This is a genomic window from Spirulina subsalsa FACHB-351 (assembly GCF_026130165.1).
GTDB classification, from domain to species: domain Bacteria; phylum Cyanobacteriota; class Cyanobacteriia; order Cyanobacteriales; family Spirulinaceae; genus Spirulina_A; species Spirulina_A subsalsa_A.
Map to the genome: position 1 here is coordinate 1 of NZ_JAIHOM010000090.1, position 21,667 is coordinate 21,667.

Below are 21,667 nucleotides of genomic sequence, written 5' to 3' on the forward strand. Positions count from 1 at the left end.
GGAGCAGGGGAGCAGGGGAGCAGGGGAGAGGGGGAGGAAAGAGGAGAATTCTCTATTCTCACTTCTCTCTTGGGGGAGTCGGGAGTCGGGAATCGGAAACAATTGTCAATTGTCAATTGTCAATTGTCAATTATCTATTACCTATTACCTATTACCTATTCCCTATTCCCTATTCCCCATTCCCTATTCCCTATTACCTATTACCTATTACCTAGCCCCACGAGTAGAGTTATTCAGCAAGCCCTAGCTAATCCTGAATGTAAGTTTCACCCCTGATTAAGGCTAACTCCGCCCGGACAAATTCTCGACCTAAATAAAGAGCATGATCCAAACGAGACAACGGGCAAGGGTTCACTTTTTCTGTGATTTCCATACCCAATTCCTTGGCCGTGCGTCCTTTAAAAGTATGAGTCGGACTCCTTTTAATTCCCCCCTTAACGGGAATCGGTTCTCCCGTTTCTGGGTCAAGAGCTAACCCTTTTTCACTAATGGTATTCGTGTAATGATCGGCACAAATTAAGCCCGCTTCTGGGTCAATATAGATAATAAAATAACCGTCAGGATCAAGCTCAATAAATCGTTTCGAGAGTTGATCATCAATCCCTTGTAATTTAGTTTTTAATGCTTCCGTCATGGGTTTAAAAATATAGGTTTAAAAATCAACAACAATAGATGAATAAGCTAAAACAATCCCCTCCCCTTCCTATTATCCCATCCCTCAACCCAAGGAGTCCACTTCAGAATCCGCCATTTTTCAAGTTGTTGCTGTTTGATATTCCTAGTGAACTAACATGGTATAGACTACCCAATCCAGATTCCCTTTACCAGAAGGATGGCGCGGGAATGCTCCGTCCATAACCGATAGGATTAGAGGGAGATGCGCCCGCGCCTTAACGTCCGCTTTCTTATCTAACGGAGAGTATATCAAAAACTACTCCCGCCACCGCCACCGCCACTACTTCCACCGCCAAAGCTACCCCCATTACCGCCACCAGAAGAACCTCCCCCCCCACTGACACCTCTGTAACCCCCCAAATAATTGATAGAGGTTTGACTCGTCGAATTTCCTGTCTGATGCCTAGTTCTCCTTTCATTCCCTGCAATCCGTTGCAACCAGTGATCTCGATAATCACAACTGTGACAAAATTCTCGCTCAATATAGCGTTTGTGCGTCTTGCGGGCAGTGTGTTGTACGGTGTAGTCCTGACAATGAGGGCATTTCTTGACATGGCGGGGGCGTTGAAGCATATAACCCCGCAAGTGAATCGTGTCTCGACTATATTGAGGATGACAATGGGGACACCACCAGCCATCATACACAACTGAATTCAACTTATGGGTTGCCTGTTCAATTTTGGTCAGCAAAGGCATTAAGTCGGATTCTGGCAACCTTTTTAGGGGTTGACAACAAATGGCACAATGAAAACGAGTCCGACTGTGGCCTTGTTCCGGGGAAGTAGATAACTGTTGTCTCTGCCAAATCCCTTGGATGAGAGGAAAACTCCCTAGAGTGGCGAGGATGGTGCTAACAATGAGGGTATCCCAGAGATTGAGGATTCCAGATTGTTGGGTTGCTTGTTGATAAAGAATGATCACAAAAAAGATCAGCATGGGAATAATTCCCCAGAGGATGATGCGCGGGAGGGGATAACGCAAGGGGGATTGATTGGTCAGGATGGAGACGAGAATAAACCAAGTCATCAATCCAAGGGTAGGGAGAAATAACCAAGACCCGATCAGGGCTAAACTGGTCAAGACAGACCAAATACAGCCCAAGCTAATCAATAAGGCCACCAATTGTAGACCATAATATATGGGGCGATCGCACGAATCCACTAATCTAAATTTTCTGTATCCCGTTGGGGGAATTAACGCCACGAGTCCTGACTGCCTCCCGACAGTCTTTTGATCTGTTTTGGCATCTAACATGATCTTCGTTTTTCTACACAGCTTTGAGTTATCGAACAAACTGAAGACGGCATGAACAACCGCCCACCGCTATAAATCCCTCTCAGGTCAAAATAATCGAGAAGGTTTAGTTTTAAATTTCCATTAAGCAATTAATACTTATAATAATTTATAATCTGCAAAGTTTTAAGAGCTAATTAACGAAACTTATCTTTAAAATGACCTCTACTTTGGTTGGAGCAATCCTGTCAGAGCAAGTTGCTTCGTAGAAAGCAGAATCCCCCGTTAGATTGCGGAACGCAATTAACAGCGCGAGTGTCAACCCACCCCAGCCTGTTCCCCCCTTGCAACGGGGGGATTGTTCATTAGTGAGAAGTTAAGCCTTTTGTCCTCTGGTCAAGGTTAGGTAACAGGGGAAATGCGGTATTGCCTAATTCCCCAAAGGATAGGTTTCCGCGTCAATGCAACTGTCGAGAATGCGCTGGGGGACAAAGGGAATTTCTCGACTTAATCCCACCACACAGGCCCCATAGCGCTTGGGTAAGAGACTCCGACGACAACGGTCTAGGGTAGCTAGTTCTAACTCCCCAAGGGTTTGTAAGGTGGGGGTTTGAGCGAATAAATCGGGAGCTAGAGATTTATCTGTCCCTTGTTTATTCAAACTCTGCTCATTGCCGGGGTTTTGTCTCCCTTGGGGGGTGGTTAACACTTCCTGACGGATAGATACTACACAATGAGCCAGTTCTACAGGTCTTCTCACCCGGAAACAAGCGGATAAGGCGGTTTGAGGACTAATGCCTGTGGTTTCGGTGATGCGAAGGACACAGGTAGATAAATCTTCCGGGACAAGGGCATCGGCACAGGCACTCATCGCTTGAGTGTTATCAATACCCGAAGCTTTTAATTCTTGGGCGCATTGCTCAAATACCGTGGGATTGTCATCCTCCCGATAACGAGGACGACCGAAGAAATTGGCATAACTGGCCGTTGGGGCGATCGCACTTAAGACCAAAACCCCAACCACCGATCCGGCAAACCCACGACGTAGCCTATTTTTCCAACACTTAGACATCACACCAAAACTCCTTACTTTCAATGTCCCCCTACCCTACAACAAAATTAATCAACTTACCCGGCACCACAATCACCTTACGGATTTCCTTGCCTTCTAAATAGCCTTGGATTTTCTCCGAAGACCGGGCAAACTCTTCTAATTCTGCCTTGGTTGCACTGGCCGGAACTTGGATCACATCCCGTTTTTTACCCATCACTTGAATCACTAAATCAATCTCATCCACCACCAAAGCCTCGGGATCATAACGTAACCAAGCTTGTTGGTGAACCGAACCTTTCCCCCCTAAACGTTCCCATAATTCCTCCACAATATGGGGCGCAAAAGGAGCTAATAACAACACCAACGCCTCAATCCCTTCGCGATAAATCGGAGAGTCCTTACAATCGGCATCATTCAAAGCATTACTCAGCTTCATCAACTCAGAAACCGCCGTATTAAATTGATAGTCTCCCTCCAAATCGTCCGAAACTTCTTTAATAGCCGTATGAATCGCCCGGCGCAAATCTTTTTCCGCCTTCGTCAGTTCTCCCGTTTTCTGTTTCTTCTTAGCAGAACTCGGGTGATTGACAAACTCATCCACCAACCGCCACACCCGATTTAAAAAGCGGAATTGTCCCTCAACATCAGCATCATCCCACTCTAAATCCTTCTCAGGCGGTGCTTTAAACAGAATAAACATTCGCGCCGTATCCGCCCCATACTTACTCAAAACTTCTGCGGGATCAATGCCATTATATTTAGATTTAGACATCTTCTCAAAGAAAACAGATAACTGAGTTTCTGTCCCCTTTTCATAATAAACCGTTTCCGCTTTTCCCGTCTCAGAATTAACCTCTTCTACCGCCGTCACTTGACTCGGAACAACATATTTTCCCGTTTCAGGATTCTTATAGGTCATGGCCTGTACCATGCCTTGGGTTAATAACCGTTTAAAGGGTTCATCAAAGTTTAATAACCCCCGATCTCGTAACACCTTAGTAAAAAAGCGCGAGTACAATAAATGGAGAATGGCGTGTTCAATTCCCCCCACATATTGATCCACAGGCATCCAGTCATTCACCTTTTGTGGAGTGAACACATCTTGCTCATTTTTCGCGTCGGTGTAGCGTAAGAAATACCAAGACGAATCAATAAAAGTGTCCATTGTATCGGTTTCCCGTTTAGCATCTCCTCCACAGGTGGGACATTTCACATTTACCCAGTCTTCCAACTGACTTAAAGGAGAAGCCCCCCGTCCGGTGAATTCCACATTATCGGGCAGCGTGACAGGCAATTCTTCATCCGGCACCGGGACAATGCCACAGTCGGGGCAGTGAATCACCGGAATGGGACAGCCCCAATAGCGTTGGCGAGAAATGAGCCAATCCCGCAAACGGTACTGAATGCGGGCTTTACCATAGCCTTGTTGTTCGGCATATTCAATGACTTTCGTTTTGCCTTCACCGGAAGGGGTACCGTCAAAAGGACCCGAATTGACCATGATTCCGGGGTCTGTGTAGGCGGCCGCTAAGGGTTCACTGGCATCCCCTTCTGCGGGCATAATCACCGTGGTGATGGGCAGATCGTATTTAGTGGCAAATTCAAAGTCACGCACATCATGGGCTGGAACTCCCATCACTGCTCCGGTGCCATATTCGTATAAGACATAATCGGCGATTAAGATGGGGACTTCTTGCCCATTGAAGGGATTAATCGCTTTCCCTCCCGTAAAGATACCCCGTTTGGGTTTATCTTCGGCCGTGCGTTCTAGTTCGCTTTCTTGGGAGACTTCTTGGATAAACTGCTCTACGGCCTGTTTTTGCGCTGTAGTGGTGACTTGGGGGGTTAAGGGGTGTTCGGGGGCTAAAACGACGTAAGACACGCCATAAACCGTATCGGGGCGGGTGGTGAAGACACCGATTTTCTCCTCTAAGCCCACAATGGGGAATTCTAAATAGGCTCCGACGGATTTCCCAATCCAGTTGGCCTGCATGAGTTTCACCCGCTCGGGCCAGCCGTCGAGTTGGTCTAAATCTTGTAATAATTGTTCGGCGTAGTCGGTGATTTTCAGAAACCACTGGCGCAATAATTTCCGCTCTACTTTGGCCCCGGAACGCCAAGAACGCCCTTCACTATCCACTTGTTCGTTGGCGAGGACGGTTTGATCAATGGGGTCCCAGTTCACGGCCGCTTCTTTCTGATAGGCTAATCCGGCTTCGTAGAATTGTAAAAAGAGCCACTGAGTCCAACGGTAATAGTCGGGGGAGCAGGTGGTGACTTCCCGTTCCCAGTCGAGGGAGAGGCCCAGACGTTGGAGTTGCCCTTTCATGTGGGCGATGTTCTGATAGGTCCACTGGGCGGGGGGGATGCCTCGGTCAATGGCGGCGTTTTCGGCGGGTAATCCAAAGGCGTCCCAGCCCATTGGGTGGAGAACTCGGTGGCCTTGCATCCTTTTGAGACGGGCGATGACGTCGGTGATGGTGTAGTTGCGGACGTGACCCATGTGCAGGTTTCCGGAGGGGTAGGGAAACATGGATAGGGCATAAAATTTAGGCTGTTTGGGGTTTTCTTGGGTTCGGTCTAACCCCATTTCTAGCCATTTCTGTTGCCATTGGGACTCGATTGCAGATGGGTTATATCGGGACTCCACGCAGTTTTCTCCTCTGGGATCAGCCATTTTGCATTTTCTATTCTAGGACAATCTGGCGTGGAGGTCATAGGGGGGAGATTGAATGGGGAATGGGGGAGGCTATAAGCCGAGATAAAAGACCACAAAAAGATGGGTTAAAACTGTTAGTTTAACTGGGGGTTAAGTTTGGTCAAAAATACGGAGCAAATGAGGGTTTATTGTTATGTTTCTTTGAACTTTTATGAAAAACCTTTTTATTGTGTTAAAAAGGTCATCACAAAATCTTTTGAAGTTTATAGTAGAGTAAGAGATATTGCTGTTTTGCCCAGATAAAAACCTTAAAGAGGATGGGTGGATGAGATCATGATACAGAACGCAAAAAAATCGAATAACCTAAAACGTAGACTTCAGAATATCAGCATCTTTCCGGCACTGTTACTCGGAATTGTGGGTTTTTCTTCCTTAGTTGGTTTTTGGTCAATCAATCAGAAAGTTGGAACAATTTATGATGATCGGGTTGTGCCGCTCAAGCAGCTTAAACTGGTGTCTGATGCCTATGCGGTGTCTATTGTTGATGCGGCGAATAAAGCCAATTCAGACCGGATTACAATGGCGGAGGCTTTGGGGTCTATTCAAGCGGCTATGAGTATCATTGAGGGGCAATGGCAACAGTATAAAAAGACCGATTTAACGAGGGAAGAACAGGCTTTAGTGTTGGAAATTGAGAACCTTTTCCGAAGGTCGGATCAGATGGTGTATGAGTTGGAGGAGGTCTTACAGGCTGGAAATCGCGATCGCCTGATGGTTTTAGCGAGCAGTGTTTATGATGTCATTGACCCGATCACCTTAAGGTTAAACGAGTTAATGACCTTACAGTTAGAGGTGGCAGAGGAGGAACGGAATGGGGCGGCAGCCCTCTATCAGATGGTGTTGTTGATCTTTATTCCTGTTTTAGTCTTAACGATTGTGATTGTCTTGTCCCCGTTAAAGAAAGTTCTGAGTCAACTGTTAACGGCAGCACTAGAGGAAACTATTGAGAATTTAGCCAAGGCCAGTTCAGAAATTGCCACGGTGACGGAACAACAGGAACGGGTGGCGGCACAACAAGCGGTTTCGGTGCAAGAAACCACCACGACGATGCACCAGTTGGAAGTGTCTTCTCAACAGTCTTCTGAACAGGCCCAGTTAGTGGCCCAACGCGCTCAGGAGGTGTTGGAGTTGTCCCAACAGGGAAATGAGGCGGTTAATGGGACGATGCAGGGGATGCAGGAGTTACAGGAGAGGGTTGAGGCGATCGCACAACAGGCTGATCACTTAAACCACCAGGCCCGACAAATCGGCATGATTTCCCAATTAGTGGGGGAAGTGGCGAATCAGACCAATATGTTAGCCCTCAATGCCTCCATTGAGGCCGTGCGGGCTGGAGAACATGGGAAAGGCTTCTCGGTGGTGGCGACGGAGATTCGCAAGTTAGCTGAACAAAGTCAAGAATCCGTCCAGAAAATTAATCATCTGGTGCAATCGATTCAAAAGTCCATTCAAACCACCGTCAATGCGGCCGAGGTGGGGAGTAGTACAGTACAAACCAATGTGCAGCTAGCCGAAGTTACAGCCAATTCCTTTCAAGGAGTCACCCTAGCCATTGAGGAAGTAGTGGCTAGTAGTCAACAAATTGCCTTAAGTGTTCAGCAAGAAGCCAGTGCCATTCAACAGATCATGCAGACGATGAATGATTTAAGTCGAGTCTCCCAAGAAACCGTCAGTGGAATTACTCAAACTAAACAGGGGACTCAACAACTGAATGAAACAGCTTTTACGTTAAGAGCTATGATCTAAGAGGGATAGATTTTACCGGGGTTTATTCTTGCATTTCAGGGGCATTTCTGAAAAAAATCTAAAGCCGTTTGTAGAGGGCGGGATTTTTTTTTAACGAAAAGAGAGCATAGAGAACACGCCATTTTTAGGCTTCACGGCTAGTCAAAACCTATGTTTATTGAAGACGAAGAGCTACGCAATTTATTTAAAGCGGCAAGTGAAGAACACTTGCAAAAACTGGAGGCCGGATTACTGCACCTCGAACGCAATCCAGAGGATAAGAGTCCCTTTGAAGAATTGTTAAGAGAAGCCCATAGTTTAAAAGGGGATTCTCGGATGTTGGGGTTGAAAGATATTGAGACGTTAACCCACCAAATTGAACATAATTTAGGGCAGTTGCACCGTGGGGAAACAGCACTAACACCAGAATTTAGCGATCGCCTTTATCAGGGATTAGATGCGATCGCCAAACTGGTTGAAGAATCCGTCACCGGAAACCCCAGTGGAGTAGACACCTTCCACCTCCTCGCCGTCCTCATGGGAGCCAACCCCGCCCAAACCCAACCCGAAACCCCACCTGTCCCGAGTCCAGAACCAGAACCCCCAAACCCAGAACCCCCAACCCCAGAACCCCCAGTAGATATTGCCCCCCCACCGGAACCCGAAGCTCCCGAAGTCCCCCCGGAAACCACCTCAGAAATTTCTCCAGTTGAAGAAAAAACCACCGTCACCCCAATTTCCCCCACCCCCTCCACCCCCGTAAGTCCTCGCACCAGCGAACCCTACCGCATCGAAACCATCCGGGTAGAAACTCGTTACTTAGACGACCTGATCACCCAAACCGGAGAACTCACCGTCACCAAAATCCGTATTGCCCATGTTGCCGTAGAAATCGATGCCCTAACCAACCTCTGGGAAGAGTGGAAAAATAGCCATAACAACTTTAACCACAACGGCAACGGATACGTTGAGCAAGATCCCCTCAACGAGCAAATTGAGCAACTCCTCCAACGACTCAAGGGTTTCGCCCAAGAAAACTCCTCCCGTCTTGACCTCATAGCCAACAACCTAGAAGAGCGCATCCGCACCCTGCGACTGCTACCCCTCTCCAATATTTTCCAACTCTTCCCCCGCACCGTGCGCGACCTCGCCCGGGAACAAGGTAAAGAAGTAGAACTGATTATCGAAGGAGGAGACACCACCGCCGACAAACGCATTTTAGAGGAAATGAAAGACCCCTTAATGCACCTGATTCGGAACGCCGTTGATCATGGCGTAGAACCCCCCGCAGAACGGGAAAAAATGGGCAAATCTCGACAAGCCCACATTTGGATTAAAGGCTATCAAACCACCTCCAATATTGTGATTGAGGTCAGCGATGATGGAGGTGGTCTGAATCCCGAAACCATCAAAAAAACCGCCGTTGAGCGAGGTCTTTACCGAGAGGAAGAACTCGCCACCATGACCTTAAACCAGATTTATAACTTAATCTTCCTCCCCGGTTTCTCAACCCAAAAATTTGTCACCGAAGTATCAGGTCGAGGAGTGGGTTTAGATGTAGTTCATACCAACGTCGAACGCCTTAAAGGCACCTTACAAGTAGAATCTACCCTCGGTCAAGGTAGCATCTTCCGCATTCAACTCGGCACCACCCTAGCCACCGCCAACGTCCTCCTCGTATCCATTCATGGCATTCCCCACGCCATCCCCATTGAATTTGTCGAAACCACCCTACTGGTAGCCTTAGAGGACATTTTCACCCTAGAAGGACGGGAAACCATTGCCCTGAACAATCAGGCCGTTTCCGTTGCTCATTTGGCCAACCTTTTGGAACTCAAAGTTTCTGCTTTTGATCAACTCAACGAAACCCACGAACGGCAACAACATCAAGGTTTACCCTGTGTGTTAATTAAAATCGGCGATGATCGTCTAGGGTTATTTGTTGATGATCTACTAGATACTCAAGATGTCGTCCTCAAACCCCAGAGTAAACTACTGAAGCGGGTGCGTAACATTGCCGGAGCGACAATTCTCGGCACCGGGGAAGTTTGTATGATTGTTAACCCCGTAGACTTAATGAAATCCATTCAGAAAAGCACTAGAATGGCTTCGGTTGCCTCGACGAACACCCCCAAAGACAAGGCGAGGAAAAAACAGGTGATTCTGTTAGCAGAAGATTCGATTACCATTCGGACCCAAGAGAAGCGGATCTTAGAGGGGGCTGGCTATGAGGTGGTTACAGCCGTGGATGGACTCGATGGCTGGAATAAGCTTAAATCTCGTCCCTTTGATGCGGTGGTTTCAGATATCCAAATGCCTAACTTAAATGGCTTGGAGTTAACCACTCGTATCCGTCAGAATAAAGAATATAACGAACTGCCCATTATTTTAGTGACTTCTCTCGCTTCGGAGGAAGATAGAAGAAGAGGGGTAGAAGCAGGGGCTAATGCCTACATCACAAAAGACTCTTTTAGTCAAGATGTTTTATTAGAAACCTTGCAACGATTAGTCTAACCTCCTCTGTGATTTTGAGCCAACGGCGCGAACCGTAGTGCTTGCGGTTCGCGTTTGAGTTCCTTTACCTTGATTTTGTATGACTTATGGCGATTAAAGTCCTGATTGTGGAAGATTCCCCCATCGCCCGTTCCATTCTTAAACGAATGTTAGACTCTGCCCCCAATATTGAAGTGGTGGGGATGGCAGAGACGGGAATACAAGGCTTGGAATTGTTAGACAAGCTACAACCGGACGTAATCTGTACTGACCTACATATGCCCCGTATGAATGGGCTAGAGTTCACGATGGAGGTGATGGCGACAAAACCCCGTCCCATTTTGGTGATTAGTGCCTCGGTGCAGGAAGAAGATACTCAAAATGTCTTTGAACTGTTGGATGCGGGGGCGGTGGATATTTTTCCCAAACCTCGGGCCGGGGGAACGACGGAATATGAGGCGGTTAAGCAACAACTGATCAATAAAATTCAGGTGTTGTCTGGGGTGCGGGTGTTTACGCGCCGACGACGAGGGGATCACCCACCGTTATCTAGTCCCCCGATTCCACCTCCTCCTCCGACTCCACCCCCTCTCCTCCGTTCCCTTGAACCTCCCACGCCCCCCCTCATCCAAACTCCTCCCCCTATTCGTCGCTATAGTGCATTGAATAAGCCCAAAATCTTGACGGTGGGGGCTTCTACTGGGGGGCCGCAAGCGTTGCGCACGGTGTTAGGATCTTTACCGAGTCATTTTCCCGCCCCGGTGATTTGTGTGCAACATATTAGTGAGGGGTTTTTGCAAGGGTTATTAGATTGGTTGGGGCATCATTGCCACTTGCCTATTCAGATTGCTCAGGAAGGTGAAACTCCGAGGGCTGGGGTGATTTATTTCCCCAAGGAACAGGTTCATCTGGAGTTCGATTCTGTGGGGCGCTTTCGCTATTCTGGGGCGACGCGGGTGGGGGGGCATCGTCCTTCGGTGACGGTGACGTTTCAGGCGGTAGCTCAGGTTTATCGGGCGGCCAGTGTGGGGGTTTTGTTGACGGGGATGGGGCGGGATGGGGCGGATGGAATGTTAGCGATTCATCAGGCGGGGGGCTATACTATTGCCCAAAATGAGCAGAGTTGTGTGGTGTTTGGGATGCCCAAGGAGGCGATCGCACTAGGAGCAGCCCGGGAGGTTCTATCCATTGAGGCGATTCCGTTAACGCTGATGAAGGTGTTTGTTTAATTGATAATTGATAATTGATAATTAACAATTATTTCCGACTCCCCCTGCTCCCCTGCTCCTTCGGCAGACCCTAACTATTTACGGTTCGGGAGGCAAGTAGGCGGCCATCTTCCATTTCAATGATCCGATCGGCAACATCTAAAATGCGGTTGTCGTGGGTGACGAGGAGGATAGTACAACCTTGTTCTTGGGCGAGGTGCTGCATGAGGGTGACAACATCGCGGCCCGATTGACGATCTAGGGCGGCGGTGGGTTCGTCGGCCAGTAAGAGTTTGGGCTGACTGACCAGGGCGCGGGCGATCGCCACTCGTTGCCGTTGCCCCCCAGATAGATTGGCGGGGTAGTAAGAAATGCGATCGCCTAACCCCACCGCTTCCAAGGCCTGACTCGCCCGTTGTTCCATTTCAGCGACAGAGTATTGCCGATGAAGTTCTAAACCCATGCGCACATTTTGCAAGGCCGTTAAGCTCCCGTGGAGATTGTGAGCTTGGAAAATATAACCAATATGACGGCGCACCTCCACCCGTTGCCGTTCCGTCGCCCCACAGAGTTCTAACCCTAAAAACTTTAGGCTGCCCTTCTGAACCGAACGTAAGCCCCCCATCAGGGTTAACAGCGTGGTTTTCCCCGATCCTGATGGGCCCGTCATAATGACAATTTCTCCCCCTTGTAGGGTCAGGTGGATATCAAAGAGAACCTGTTTGCGTAACTCCCCCACCCCAAAAGCATGGTCAAGGTGAGCAATGGTGAGTACAGCTGAGTTAGGATTTGACATCAGATTCACTCTCCCAGTTTTAAAACATATCCGCCGGATCTGCCCCTTGTAACCGACGAGTGGCGATCGCACCAGACAACAAACACATGATCAACGTCAAACCTAACACCATTAACGCCCGATGGACAGTCATAGCAATGGGTAACGCCGTAGCTCTCGCCGCCACCCGGTAGAGGCCAATGGGTAGAATAAACCCCGGAATAAACCCCAACAGCGCCAAAATCACCGCCTCCTCAAAAATCACCCCCAACAGGTAACGATGACGATATCCCATCGCCTTAAACGTCGCATATTCCTGTAAGTGGGCATTCACATCCGTAGACAGCACCTGATAGACAATCACCACCCCCACCACAAATGCCATCGCCGTTCCCATGGTGAAAATAAACCCAATGGGGCTTTCTGTCTGCCAATACCGCTTTTCTGCCGCGATAAATTCCTCTTGGGTGAAAACATTCACATCCTCCGGCAACCTAGCGCGCAATTGTGCCACGACTTGGGCAGGATTCGCTTCTGGGGCTAACTGTAATAATCCAAGGCTAATACTGCCCCGATTGCGACGGGGTAAAATCCTGAGAAACGTTTGATCACTGGTTAACAAAGTTCCATCCGCCCCAAAAGAAGCCCCTAAGCTAAAAATGCCTTGAATTGACAAGGTGCGCCCTTCCGCCTCCGTCGTCACCACGGTTCCCTCTTCCAACTGGCTAATCACTTCCCCATACTTCCCCCGAGATCGTCGGTCAAAAACCACCACATCGGGAAGTTTGAGTAAATCCTGTTGGGTCTTGAGATCCGGGAGATCGAAGGGAGTATGATCTGGATCAAAACCGATGAGTTGAACCACCGTATCTTGACGAGTTTGGGGGTTTTTCCAAGTCAATAGATTAGAGTAGAGGGCTGTCGCTTGGGTGACTCCCGGAATATCCAAGGCTTGATAGAGACGACGACGGCTAAAGGTGGAGAGGTTTTGACTATTTTTCGCTTTCGGGCTAACCAGAATCACGTCCGCATTGAGCGTGCGAGCTAGGCGGGTATTGCTATCAAACAGGGACGCTTGAAAGCCTAACTGCATAAACATTAGCACGTCAGCAAAGGCAATCCCTGCTAGGGCAACTAATAAGCGACTTGGTTCATGGCTGAGTTGCAGCCAGCCTAACCATGTTCGACGACGTAGGACATTCATATAGCGTTTCCATTTGAGTTTTGTAATCCACAAGGGAGCAGGTAATAGGGAATTGACATGAGAAACCGGGTTTTTGCTAGGGTGTATCGAGAAAACTAGACAATTAATGCAACCCGGTTTCTGGCTAAAGTTAGTCAAAGTTAGTCAATGACATTACACCCGACTCCCCTGCTCCCCTGCTCCCCTGCTCCCCTGCTCCCCTGCCCCCCGATTCCCGACTCCCGATGCTTTTGACTTCTAACTTTGGGTCTTAACTTGTCAAGATTGATCTGGTAGTTGTTGCACTTGCTTTTGTAACGTGCGTGGGTCTAAGGCATCTCGTAAACCATCCCCCAATAAATTAAAGGCTAAAACGGTTAAAACCACTAAGGCAGCTGGGGACCAAACTAACCAAGGTTGTAGCACTAAAATGGAGGCATTGGTCGCTACGGAAAGCAAGTTTCCCCAAGAGGGATCGGGTTGTTGAATCCCTAAACCAATCAAACTTAAGACAGACTCAGCCACAATAAAACCCGGTACCGCTAAGGTGGCCGAAATAATAATATAAGTCGCGGTTTGGGGTAGGATATGGCGCACAATGATTAGGGGGGAACTCGCACCAATTACCCGCGCTGCATCCACAAATTCCCGTTCTTTAATGGAGAGAACTTGACCTCGGACGACCCGTGCTAATCCTGACCAACTGACAAAGGAGGTGATGACAATAATTAACACAAAACGCTCGGCACTACTCATGCTCATGGGTAAAATCGCCGCGAGCGCCACTAATAAGTAAATGGTGGGAATGGTCATTAATACTTCAACCATCCGCATCAAAATGCTGTCTACAATGCCGCCAAAATAGCCGGAAACCCCCCCCACAAACATCCCAATGGGGAATGATATGGCAATGCCTAATAAACCAATGCTGAGGCTAATTCTACCGCCAAAGATTAAACGGCTGAATTGATCTCGGCCTTGTTCGTCGGTTCCCAAGAGATTAATAAATCCTTCGCCAACGGTGCCGAAGAGGTGTAAATCGAGGGGGATGAAATACAAAAATTTGTAGGGGGTGCCACGAACAAAGAGACGCAGGGGAGAAGGTTGGCTAAAATCGACCGTTAGGAGGCGATCGCCTGTTTCCAAATCCGTTGGCCCTTGGGTGGTGGGGTAAACGTGGGGGCCGAGGAAGGCTCCGGTTTCTTGATTGCGCCAATAAATTTGGGTGGGAGGTAAGAGAGAACCATCAACCTGAAAATGCTCAACGGGGTGATAGGGAGCGACAAAATCCGCTAGGATCACAATGGCATAGAAAATAATCAGGATTGTGCCGCCAAATCGCGCCAGAGAGTTCTTTTTAAGTTTCCGCCACCAGTCCATGAATTTTCTTAAATTATTGTAGGTTTGGGATTAATATATCGCATTTTTTTAAGGAATTGTCGGTTGGGGCGGTGAAGAACAGGCTATGCTGAAGATAAAGACTGAATCACGATAGATCCCCTTATGAAAGTTGGACTCCAACCCCTCCTAAGCGATAGCAACCTTGACGCGAATCAACCCAGTAGCCAGCGTCAACTGTCGGTTTCCGTGTCGGCGGTTTCCGATGAAGGCGATCGCGGACTTCCCCTGAATCTCTGTTTGGTATTAGATCATAGTGGCTCAATGAACGGTACACCGCTAAAAACCGTCAAAGATGCTGCCTTGCAATTGGTGGATAAATTAACCCCCCGCGATCGCATTTCTGTAGTCGCCTTTGATCATCGCGCTAAGGTCATCATCCCCAATCAACCTGTCAATGATGTAGAAAGTGTTAAAAAACGGATTAGTAAATTAGAAGCCGATGGCGGAACCGCCATTGATGAAGGGTTAAAGTTGGGCATTGAAGAAATTGCTAAAGGAAAACAAGACACATCTAGTCAAATTTTTCTGTTGACTGATGGAGAAAACGAACACGGAGATAATGCCCGTTGCTTAAAATTAGCAGGTTTAGCCTCTAGTTATAGCATTACCTTAAATACTTTGGGCTTTGGCACGAATTGGAATCAAGATGTGTTAGAAAATATCGCCGACACAGCCGGGGGAACTCTTTCTTATATTGAATTTCCCGAACAGGCGGTTGATGAATTTGGACGGCTGTTTACACGGGTGCAATCCGTCGGGTTAACCAATGCTTATTTATTGTTAGAGTTAGCCCCTAATGTGCGTTTAGCAGAACTCAAACCCTTGGCACAAGTTGCCCCAGATACAATTGAATTACCTGTCCAAAAAGAGCAGGATTTATATATTGTTCGTCTGGGGGATTTAATGAAAGAAGAACGGGTAATTTTAGCCAATTTATATTTAAATCAGTTTCCTCCCGGTCAGCAATGGGTGGTTAGTACCCAAGTGCGCTATGATGATCCGGCATTAGGGCAGAGTAATTTATTGTCAGAAAAAGTCCCTGTTCATGCCAATGTGCAAGCCGTTTATAAACCAGCCATTAATGACAAAGTACAGAAAGAAATGCTGGTGTTAGCTAAGTACCGACAGACCCAAATTGCTGAGACAAAATTACAGCAAGGGGACAAAATTGGAGCGGCGACTATGTTACAAACGGCGGCAAAAACGGCGTTACAACTAGGAGATCAAAGTGCGGCAACGGTCTTACAAAACAGTGCTACTCGTTTAGAATCTGGAGGGGATTTATCTGAAGCTGACCGCAAGAAAACCCGCATTGTGTCTAAGACTATTTTGCAAGAATAAAGAACCCTCTCTCAAGGGCATTGACCATTGAAAATTAATCACTGATTCCTGATTACTGTTCACTGTTTACTGTGTTACTGATGAAATGCCCCTTACGGATTATCGCCCTAGGTTTAGCCCTGCTTTTGAGTGCTTGCTCCGGGGCAACACCCCCGATTTCTCTAGCTCCGGGGATGGATATTGTCAAAAAGGCGATCGCCCTCCAAGTCGAACAAACTCAAGAACAACTGAGCGAACAACTGGCTGCCTCCCATCCCCAGTTAGATATTTCTCAGGTCAAACTCAAAGCCATTGAACCCCTGTATATGGCCAAACTTCCCACCTACCATATACAGGGAACCTATAACCTAGAGATTGAATTACCCAACCAAAAAGTCAGCCAAAAACAAAACAGCTTTGACGTTTACCTCCAACGGCAACGGGAAGGGAAAACGTGGCGCTGGTTAAAGCAAGATGTTTCCAATCCTGATGAGCAACCGATTTGGAGAACTTACTGGATTCATTGAATATGGGGACATAGCCCATGAGTAACCTGTTAAGCCTGATCTACCCTACAAGGGATTACTGTTTACCCCTAGGGTTAGGAATAGAAATGTTGATTGATTCTTGTGAATGCTTCATCTACTGTTCAATGACAAAACTGCTCCACACAACGAACAAACATTTCTACCCCCATGCCTAAAACACTTTCATCAAAATTAAAGCGAGGGTGATGATGGGGATAAGCTAACCCCTTCTCTGGATTAGCGGACCCTAAGAAAAAGTAACACCCTGGCACCTCTTGCAGGAAAAACGACATATCCTCGCCCCCCATGGTCTGACATTCCGGCACCACCCCGGCCGCCGTTTCCACCACTTCAAAAGCCACAGAACGCACTAAATCGGCAATTCCCCCATCATTCACCACCGGGGGATAGAGTCGCCAATAGTCCAAATCATAGGTTGCCCCGTGACTGTGACAAACCCCCGCCACAATTTCCTCAATGCGTCGGCTGAAAAAGTCTGCTAAGTCAGGGTTAAAATAGCGCACCGTGCCGCTAAATTCTGCGGAGTCGGCAATCACATTGAGTGCTGTTCCCCCCTGTACTTTGCCCACTGTCACCACGGCCGATTGAATGGGGTCTACATTGCGCGCCACAATGGTCTGGAGGGCGTTAATCACTTGGGCAGTGACTAAAATAGAATCCACTGTTTGATGAGGCATGGCCCCATGTCCTCCCTTGCCGGAAATCGTGCAGCGAAAACATTCCGTTGCCGCCATTAAGGGACCACTGCGAACTCCTAACTGTCCCATGGACAAATTATTCCAGAGATGGAGACCAATTATAGCGTCCACATCGGGGTTTTTGAGGACTCCGGCCTCTATCATGGGTTTAGCGCCGCCGGGGCCTTCTTCGGCGGGCTGAAAGATGATTTTAACCGTACCCCGAAAGGCATCGCGGTGTTGAGAAAGATAGTAAGCGGTGCCAAGTGCGATCGCCGTGTGGCCATCATGACCGCAAGCGTGCATAATGCCATCATGTTGAGAGCGATAGGACACCTCATTTAACTCCTGAATCGGCAACGCATCCATATCCGCCCGAATCCCCAACACCGGCCCCGGTTGTTCCCCAGATATCAGTGCCACAATCCCCGTCTGGGCTATCCCCGTTTGATGCTCAATTCCCCACTGAGACAGACAAGCTGAAATAAAAGCGCTGGTGATTTTTTCTTGAAACCCCAACTCCGGTAAACGATGAAACCGTCTACGCCATTGTACTAACTGGGGTTGAAGATCACGAATAGCCGAACGAGTCCGAGAAGGATAAACAGGATGGGGAACGGTGGAAATCATAGGGTCTTTAAAAAAAGGTTACACTCTACAGCACAAATGCTTTTTCTATAGTATTGGATTAGACAGAACTTTGGATTAACCCATACTGAAAAGGCGAAAGATCAGATCCCCCGGGATCCCCTCCCCAGTTCAAATCACCCTCTTAACCCGTGATTAGTTAAAATAACGAAGGAGCAATAGACCCCAGAATCAGAAAGCATGGCGACGACCGAAGTAAAACCCAACCCCGATCTCAACTCAGAAGAGTATCTCGACGAAATCCCCGAGGATCTCGAAATGTCCCTATTCGACCATCTCGAAGAACTGCGGACGCGGATTTTCTATAGTTTAATTGCTGTTGCGATCGCCATTGTCGGCTGTTTCTTCGCCGTGCGCCCCATCGTCAACATTCTAGAACTCCCCGCCCAAGGCGTGAAATTCCTCCAACTCGCCCCCGGCGAATTCTTCTGGGTATCCTTCAAAGTCGCCGCCTACTGTGGAATATTACTCGCCAGTCCCTTCATTATTTATCAAGTCGTCCGTTTTGTCCTACCTGGCCTCACCCGTCGCGAAAGGCGTTTACTCGGCCCAGTCGTCCTAGGAGCCAGCGTCCTCTTTTTCGTCGGTCTAGGTTTCGCCTATTGGGTCCTCGTCCCAGCCGCCCTGAACTTTTTTATTAACTACGGCGCCGATGTCGTCGAGCAAGCTTGGTCTATTGAACGTTATTTTGAATTCATCTTACTCCTAATGTTCGGCACAGGCTTAGTCTTTGAAGTCCCCATCTTACAAGTATTATTAAGTCTCCTCGGTATCGTATCCTCCGCCCAAATGACCGCCGGATGGCGTTTTGTCGTCCTCGGTGCCGTCATCCTCGGCGCCGTCCTCACCCCTTCCACTGACCCCGTAACTCAATCCCTCCTCGCCGGAGCCGTCCTCGGCTTATATTTCGGCGGAATTGGCGTGGTCAAGGTACTAGGACGTTAGGAAAACTGTTTCCTTTCCCCTCCCCCCTGTTCCCCCGCGAAGAGAGAAGTGAGAAGAGAGAATGGAGAATTAACAATTGATAATTGTTAATTATGCCCAACTCCCTGCTCCCCCTCCCCTCTGTTTCCCCGCGAAGAGAGAAGTGAGAATAGAGAATTAACAATTGATAATTGTTAATTCTTCCCAACTCCCGACTCCCCCATTCCCTATTCCCCATTTCCCATGACAACACCCAACTTTCAAGACCAATTCGACGTTATCGTAATCGGGGGCGGCCACTCCGGTTGTGAAGCCGCCCTAGCAGCCGCCCGCTTAGGCTGTCGCACCCTCATGCTCACCCTCAACCTCGATAAAATCGCGTGGCAACCCTGTAATCCCGCCGTCGGAGGCCCCGCCAAGTCCCAACTCACCCATGAAATCGATGCCTTGGGGGGAGAAATCGGCAAAATGGCCGACCGTACCTATCTCCAAAAGCGCGTCCTCAACCTCTCTCGCGGCCCCGCCGTTTGGGCTCTGCGCGCTCAAACCGATAAACGACAATATGCCCGCGTGATGAAAAATATTGTCGAACATCAGGAAAATCTGGTCATCCGTGAAGGTATGGCCACCAATTTGGTACTCGGGAAAAACCAAGAAATCCTAGGCGTAGAAACTTATTTTGGCACCTGTTTCTCCGCCAAAGCCGTTATTCTCACCACCGGAACCTTTCTCGGGGGGAAAATTTGGGTCGGCAACAAATCCATGCCAGCCGGACGTGCTGGGGAGTTTGCCGCCGTCGGCCTCACCGAAACCCTCAATCAACTCGGTTTTGAAACCGGACGACTGAAAACCGGAACCCCTGCCCGGGTCGATAAACGCTCGGTGGATTACTCCAAAATGGAAGTACAACCCCCGGATGAGGATGTCCGTTGGTTTAGCTTTGACCCAGAATTGTGGGTTGAGCAAGAACAAATGAACTGTTATTTAACCCGTACCACCCCAGAAACCCATCGTCTGATTCGGGAAAATTTGCATCTTTCCCCAGTATATGGCGGCTTTATTGATGCTAAAGGCCCTCGGTATTGTCCCAGTATTGAGGATAAAATCGTCCGTTTTGCCGATAAGGAATCTCACCAGATATTTATTGAACCGGAAGGCCGAGATATCCCAGAATTGTATATTCAAGGCTTCTCAACGGGTTTACCGGAAACTCTACAATTAGCCATGTTACGCAGTTTACCCGGTATGGAAAACTGTGTCATGTTGCGGCCTGCCTATGCGGTGGAATATGACTATCTCCCCGCGACTCAGTGTTATCCAACCTTGATGACTAAATACATTGAGGGGCTTTTTTCGGCGGGACAAATTAATGGAACTACGGGCTATGAAGAAGCGGCCGCTCAAGGGATTGTCGCGGGTATAAATGCCGTGCGTTTTGTGCGTGGAGAGGAGATGATTGTTTTTCCTCGTGAGCAAAGTTATTTAGGCACGTTGATTGATGATTTATGTACGAAGGATTTGCGGGAACCCTACCGGATGTTAACCTCTCGGTCGGAATATCGGCTCTTATTACGGTCGGATAATGCTGACCAACGGTTAACCCCAATTGGTCGAGAAATTGGCTTAATTGATGACCGTCGCTGGGCGTTATTTACGGAAAAATATGCCAATATTACCGCAGAAAAGGAACGGTTACAAACAACTCGGGTTAAGGAGAATGATCCTATTGGGCTGCAAATTTTCGCTGACACTCAGCAAAAAATTAAGGGGTCTATTACGCTGGCGGATTTGCTTCGCCGTCCCGGTTTCCACTATGAAAATTTAGAACGGTATGGTTTAGGAAAGAGTGGGTTAAAGCAAGGGGAAAAAGAAGGGGCAGAAATTGATATTAAATACTCCGGTTATATCCAACGTCAGCAAAATCAAATTGATGAAATTGCCCGTCATGCTAATAAAAAATTACCGGAAGATTTGGATTACATGATGATTGATACTTTGTCAATGGAAGCCCGAGAAAAGTTAACAAAAGTTCGTCCTTTAACGGTTGGACAAGCCTCTCGCACGGGGGGTGTTAATCCCGCCGATGTTAACGCTTTGTTGATTTATTTAGAGGTACAAAATCGTCAGGCTGTGGTGGGGGTTAAATGAATGGGTTGTGGTCGGGGGAATTCATGAATTCTCCCTAGGACGGGGTTTAATTTTTAAAATTATCTCTCTTGGATTGGGGTGAGGGAGTTTTTGCCCTCTATACTTCATGATTTGCCAAAGGGTTGTATACTAGGAAGAATGGGTCATCTGCCGGGTTGATTTATTCAGTCAAGTTCTGTGAATAAATAAGATTGAAGTCCTACAACAAGCAGACTCCCTAACCTACAACTGTATTCTCCACAAAGCCCATGTTAGAACAAGCTAGACACATCTATCAGAGAACTTCTCCCGCTAAAGCCATTGCCTTGGGGATTGGTGCGGTAATCTTAGCCCCTACTGTCGCCTCGTTACTTAAACCTGTGGCTAAAGCAACGATTAAAACGGGTTTAGTTTTATACGATAAAACGAAAGGAACTATTGCGGAAGCGGGAGAAGTTTTGGGGGATATTGTGGCGGAGGCGAAGGCGGAAGTTGTGGCTGAACAAGCCCAAAAAGAAGGCCAAAACCCTCAACTGACGGGTCAAGCTAGTGGCGGTGAGCTTTCGTAGTTTGACTGATTGATTTTGCTTTCAATTTAAGGGGAGTGGAACGTGCAAAAACGCTTGTTCTGCTCCTTTTTGGGTTGAAATATGGCGCGGGAAAAGGTTGCAAGGGTTTAGATGCGCTGTGCGCCTTCGCTTCTGGGAAAAGTAGACTCACAATTAACAATTAACAATGTCTTAAAACGGGCATCTTGTAACCCAATAACCTCCCCTCCTAAATGTAAGACTTGCTCAATGGCGGTTAGGGCGGCGGCGGTGATTTCTTCTCCGGGCATCAGGAGGGGAATTCCGGGGGGATAACAACAGATGGACTCGCCACAGATGTGGCCAAGGGTTTGGGTGAGGGGGAGGGCGATTTTAGGACTGAAGAAGGCTTGACGGGGGGTGAGACGGG

General features: G+C 48.1%; 17 protein-coding genes. 8 read left to right on the top strand and 9 right to left on the bottom strand.

Annotated elements, in window-relative coordinates:
• Positions 1-247 precede the first annotated feature (247 nt).
• The 4 genes from K4A83_RS16180 to leuS form a co-directional block, all read right to left on the bottom strand.
• Entirely contained in the window at positions 248-634 is a 387-nt protein-coding gene (locus K4A83_RS16180) for a DUF4346 domain-containing protein (protein WP_265265663.1), read from the bottom strand.
• Positions 635-924: 290 nt separating this feature from the next.
• Positions 925-1,929 (bottom strand): hypothetical protein, encoded by a 1,005-nt coding sequence (locus K4A83_RS16185; protein WP_265265664.1) that lies wholly within the window; start codon positions 1,927-1,929, stop codon positions 925-927.
• A 409-nt stretch (positions 1,930-2,338) separates the two neighbouring features.
• A complete protein-coding gene (locus K4A83_RS16190) occupies positions 2,339-2,980 on the bottom strand; it encodes a hypothetical protein (RefSeq protein WP_265265665.1) in 642 nt (213 codons plus the stop codon).
• Between the two features lie 31 nt (positions 2,981-3,011).
• Positions 3,012-5,612: a leucine--tRNA ligase gene (gene leuS, locus K4A83_RS16195; protein ID WP_407810055.1), complete on the bottom strand. Its 2,601-nt coding sequence runs from the start codon at positions 5,610-5,612 to the stop codon at positions 3,012-3,014.
• A gap of 342 nt (positions 5,613-5,954) precedes the next feature.
• Here leuS and K4A83_RS16200 point away from each other — a divergent pair, with 342 nt between their 5' ends.
• From K4A83_RS16200 to cheB, 3 genes are all read left to right on the top strand, one after another.
• Positions 5,955-7,427: a HAMP domain-containing methyl-accepting chemotaxis protein gene (locus K4A83_RS16200; protein ID WP_265265667.1), complete on the top strand. Its 1,473-nt coding sequence runs from the start codon at positions 5,955-5,957 to the stop codon at positions 7,425-7,427.
• Between the two features lie 150 nt (positions 7,428-7,577).
• Positions 7,578-9,920: a hybrid sensor histidine kinase/response regulator gene (locus K4A83_RS16205; RefSeq protein WP_265265668.1), complete on the top strand. Its 2,343-nt coding sequence runs from the start codon at positions 7,578-7,580 to the stop codon at positions 9,918-9,920.
• A gap of 86 nt (positions 9,921-10,006) precedes the next feature.
• On the top strand, positions 10,007-11,128 hold the full coding sequence (gene cheB, locus K4A83_RS16210) for a chemotaxis-specific protein-glutamate methyltransferase CheB (RefSeq protein WP_265265669.1): 1,122 nt from the start codon (positions 10,007-10,009) through the stop codon (positions 11,126-11,128).
• A 70-nt stretch (positions 11,129-11,198) separates the two neighbouring features.
• Here cheB and K4A83_RS16215 read toward each other — a convergent pair whose 3' ends face one another.
• From K4A83_RS16215 to K4A83_RS16225, 3 genes are all read right to left on the bottom strand, one after another.
• Positions 11,199-11,903, bottom strand: coding sequence for a DevA family ABC transporter ATP-binding protein (locus tag K4A83_RS16215; RefSeq protein ID WP_265265670.1), 705 nt, complete (start codon positions 11,901-11,903; stop codon positions 11,199-11,201).
• 19 nt (positions 11,904-11,922) lie between these two features.
• Positions 11,923-13,086 (bottom strand): ABC transporter permease DevC, encoded by a 1,164-nt coding sequence (gene devC, locus K4A83_RS16220; protein WP_265265671.1) that lies wholly within the window; start codon positions 13,084-13,086, stop codon positions 11,923-11,925.
• A 258-nt stretch (positions 13,087-13,344) separates the two neighbouring features.
• On the bottom strand, positions 13,345-14,445 hold the full coding sequence (locus tag K4A83_RS16225; RefSeq protein ID WP_265265672.1) for an ABC transporter permease: 1,101 nt from the start codon (positions 14,443-14,445) through the stop codon (positions 13,345-13,347).
• A 123-nt stretch (positions 14,446-14,568) separates the two neighbouring features.
• On the opposite strand from K4A83_RS16225, the gene K4A83_RS16230 reads away from it, so the two are divergent.
• Positions 14,569-15,807: a vWA domain-containing protein gene (locus tag K4A83_RS16230; protein WP_265265674.1), complete on the top strand. Its 1,239-nt coding sequence runs from the start codon at positions 14,569-14,571 to the stop codon at positions 15,805-15,807.
• 80 nt (positions 15,808-15,887) lie between these two features.
• The gene (locus K4A83_RS16235; RefSeq protein ID WP_265265675.1) at positions 15,888-16,313 is read left to right on the top strand and encodes a hypothetical protein; all 426 of its coding nucleotides are present in this window, start codon (positions 15,888-15,890) and stop codon (positions 16,311-16,313) included.
• A 122-nt stretch (positions 16,314-16,435) separates the two neighbouring features.
• Here the strand turns inward: K4A83_RS16235 and K4A83_RS16240 are convergent, their stop codons facing one another.
• Positions 16,436-17,641, bottom strand: coding sequence for a M20 metallopeptidase family protein (locus tag K4A83_RS16240; RefSeq protein WP_265265676.1), 1,206 nt, complete (start codon positions 17,639-17,641; stop codon positions 16,436-16,438).
• A gap of 198 nt (positions 17,642-17,839) precedes the next feature.
• Between K4A83_RS16240 and tatC the strand changes: the two genes are divergently transcribed.
• From tatC to K4A83_RS16255, 3 genes are all read left to right on the top strand, one after another.
• Positions 17,840-18,604, top strand: coding sequence for a twin-arginine translocase subunit TatC (gene tatC, locus K4A83_RS16245; protein ID WP_265265677.1), 765 nt, complete (start codon positions 17,840-17,842; stop codon positions 18,602-18,604).
• A gap of 222 nt (positions 18,605-18,826) precedes the next feature.
• Positions 18,827-20,731 carry a tRNA uridine-5-carboxymethylaminomethyl(34) synthesis enzyme MnmG gene (gene mnmG / locus K4A83_RS16250; RefSeq protein WP_265265678.1) on the top strand — a complete coding sequence of 635 codons (1,905 nt, stop codon included), beginning with the start codon at positions 18,827-18,829 and terminating at the stop codon, positions 20,729-20,731.
• A gap of 248 nt (positions 20,732-20,979) precedes the next feature.
• Positions 20,980-21,279: a DUF5132 domain-containing protein gene (locus tag K4A83_RS16255; RefSeq protein WP_265265679.1), complete on the top strand. Its 300-nt coding sequence runs from the start codon at positions 20,980-20,982 to the stop codon at positions 21,277-21,279.
• A gap of 107 nt (positions 21,280-21,386) precedes the next feature.
• On the opposite strand, the gene K4A83_RS16260 is transcribed toward K4A83_RS16255, so the two are convergent.
• The coding region (locus K4A83_RS16260) for an Orn/Lys/Arg family decarboxylase (protein ID WP_456154567.1) at positions 21,387-21,667 on the bottom strand (281 nt) is incomplete at its 5' end.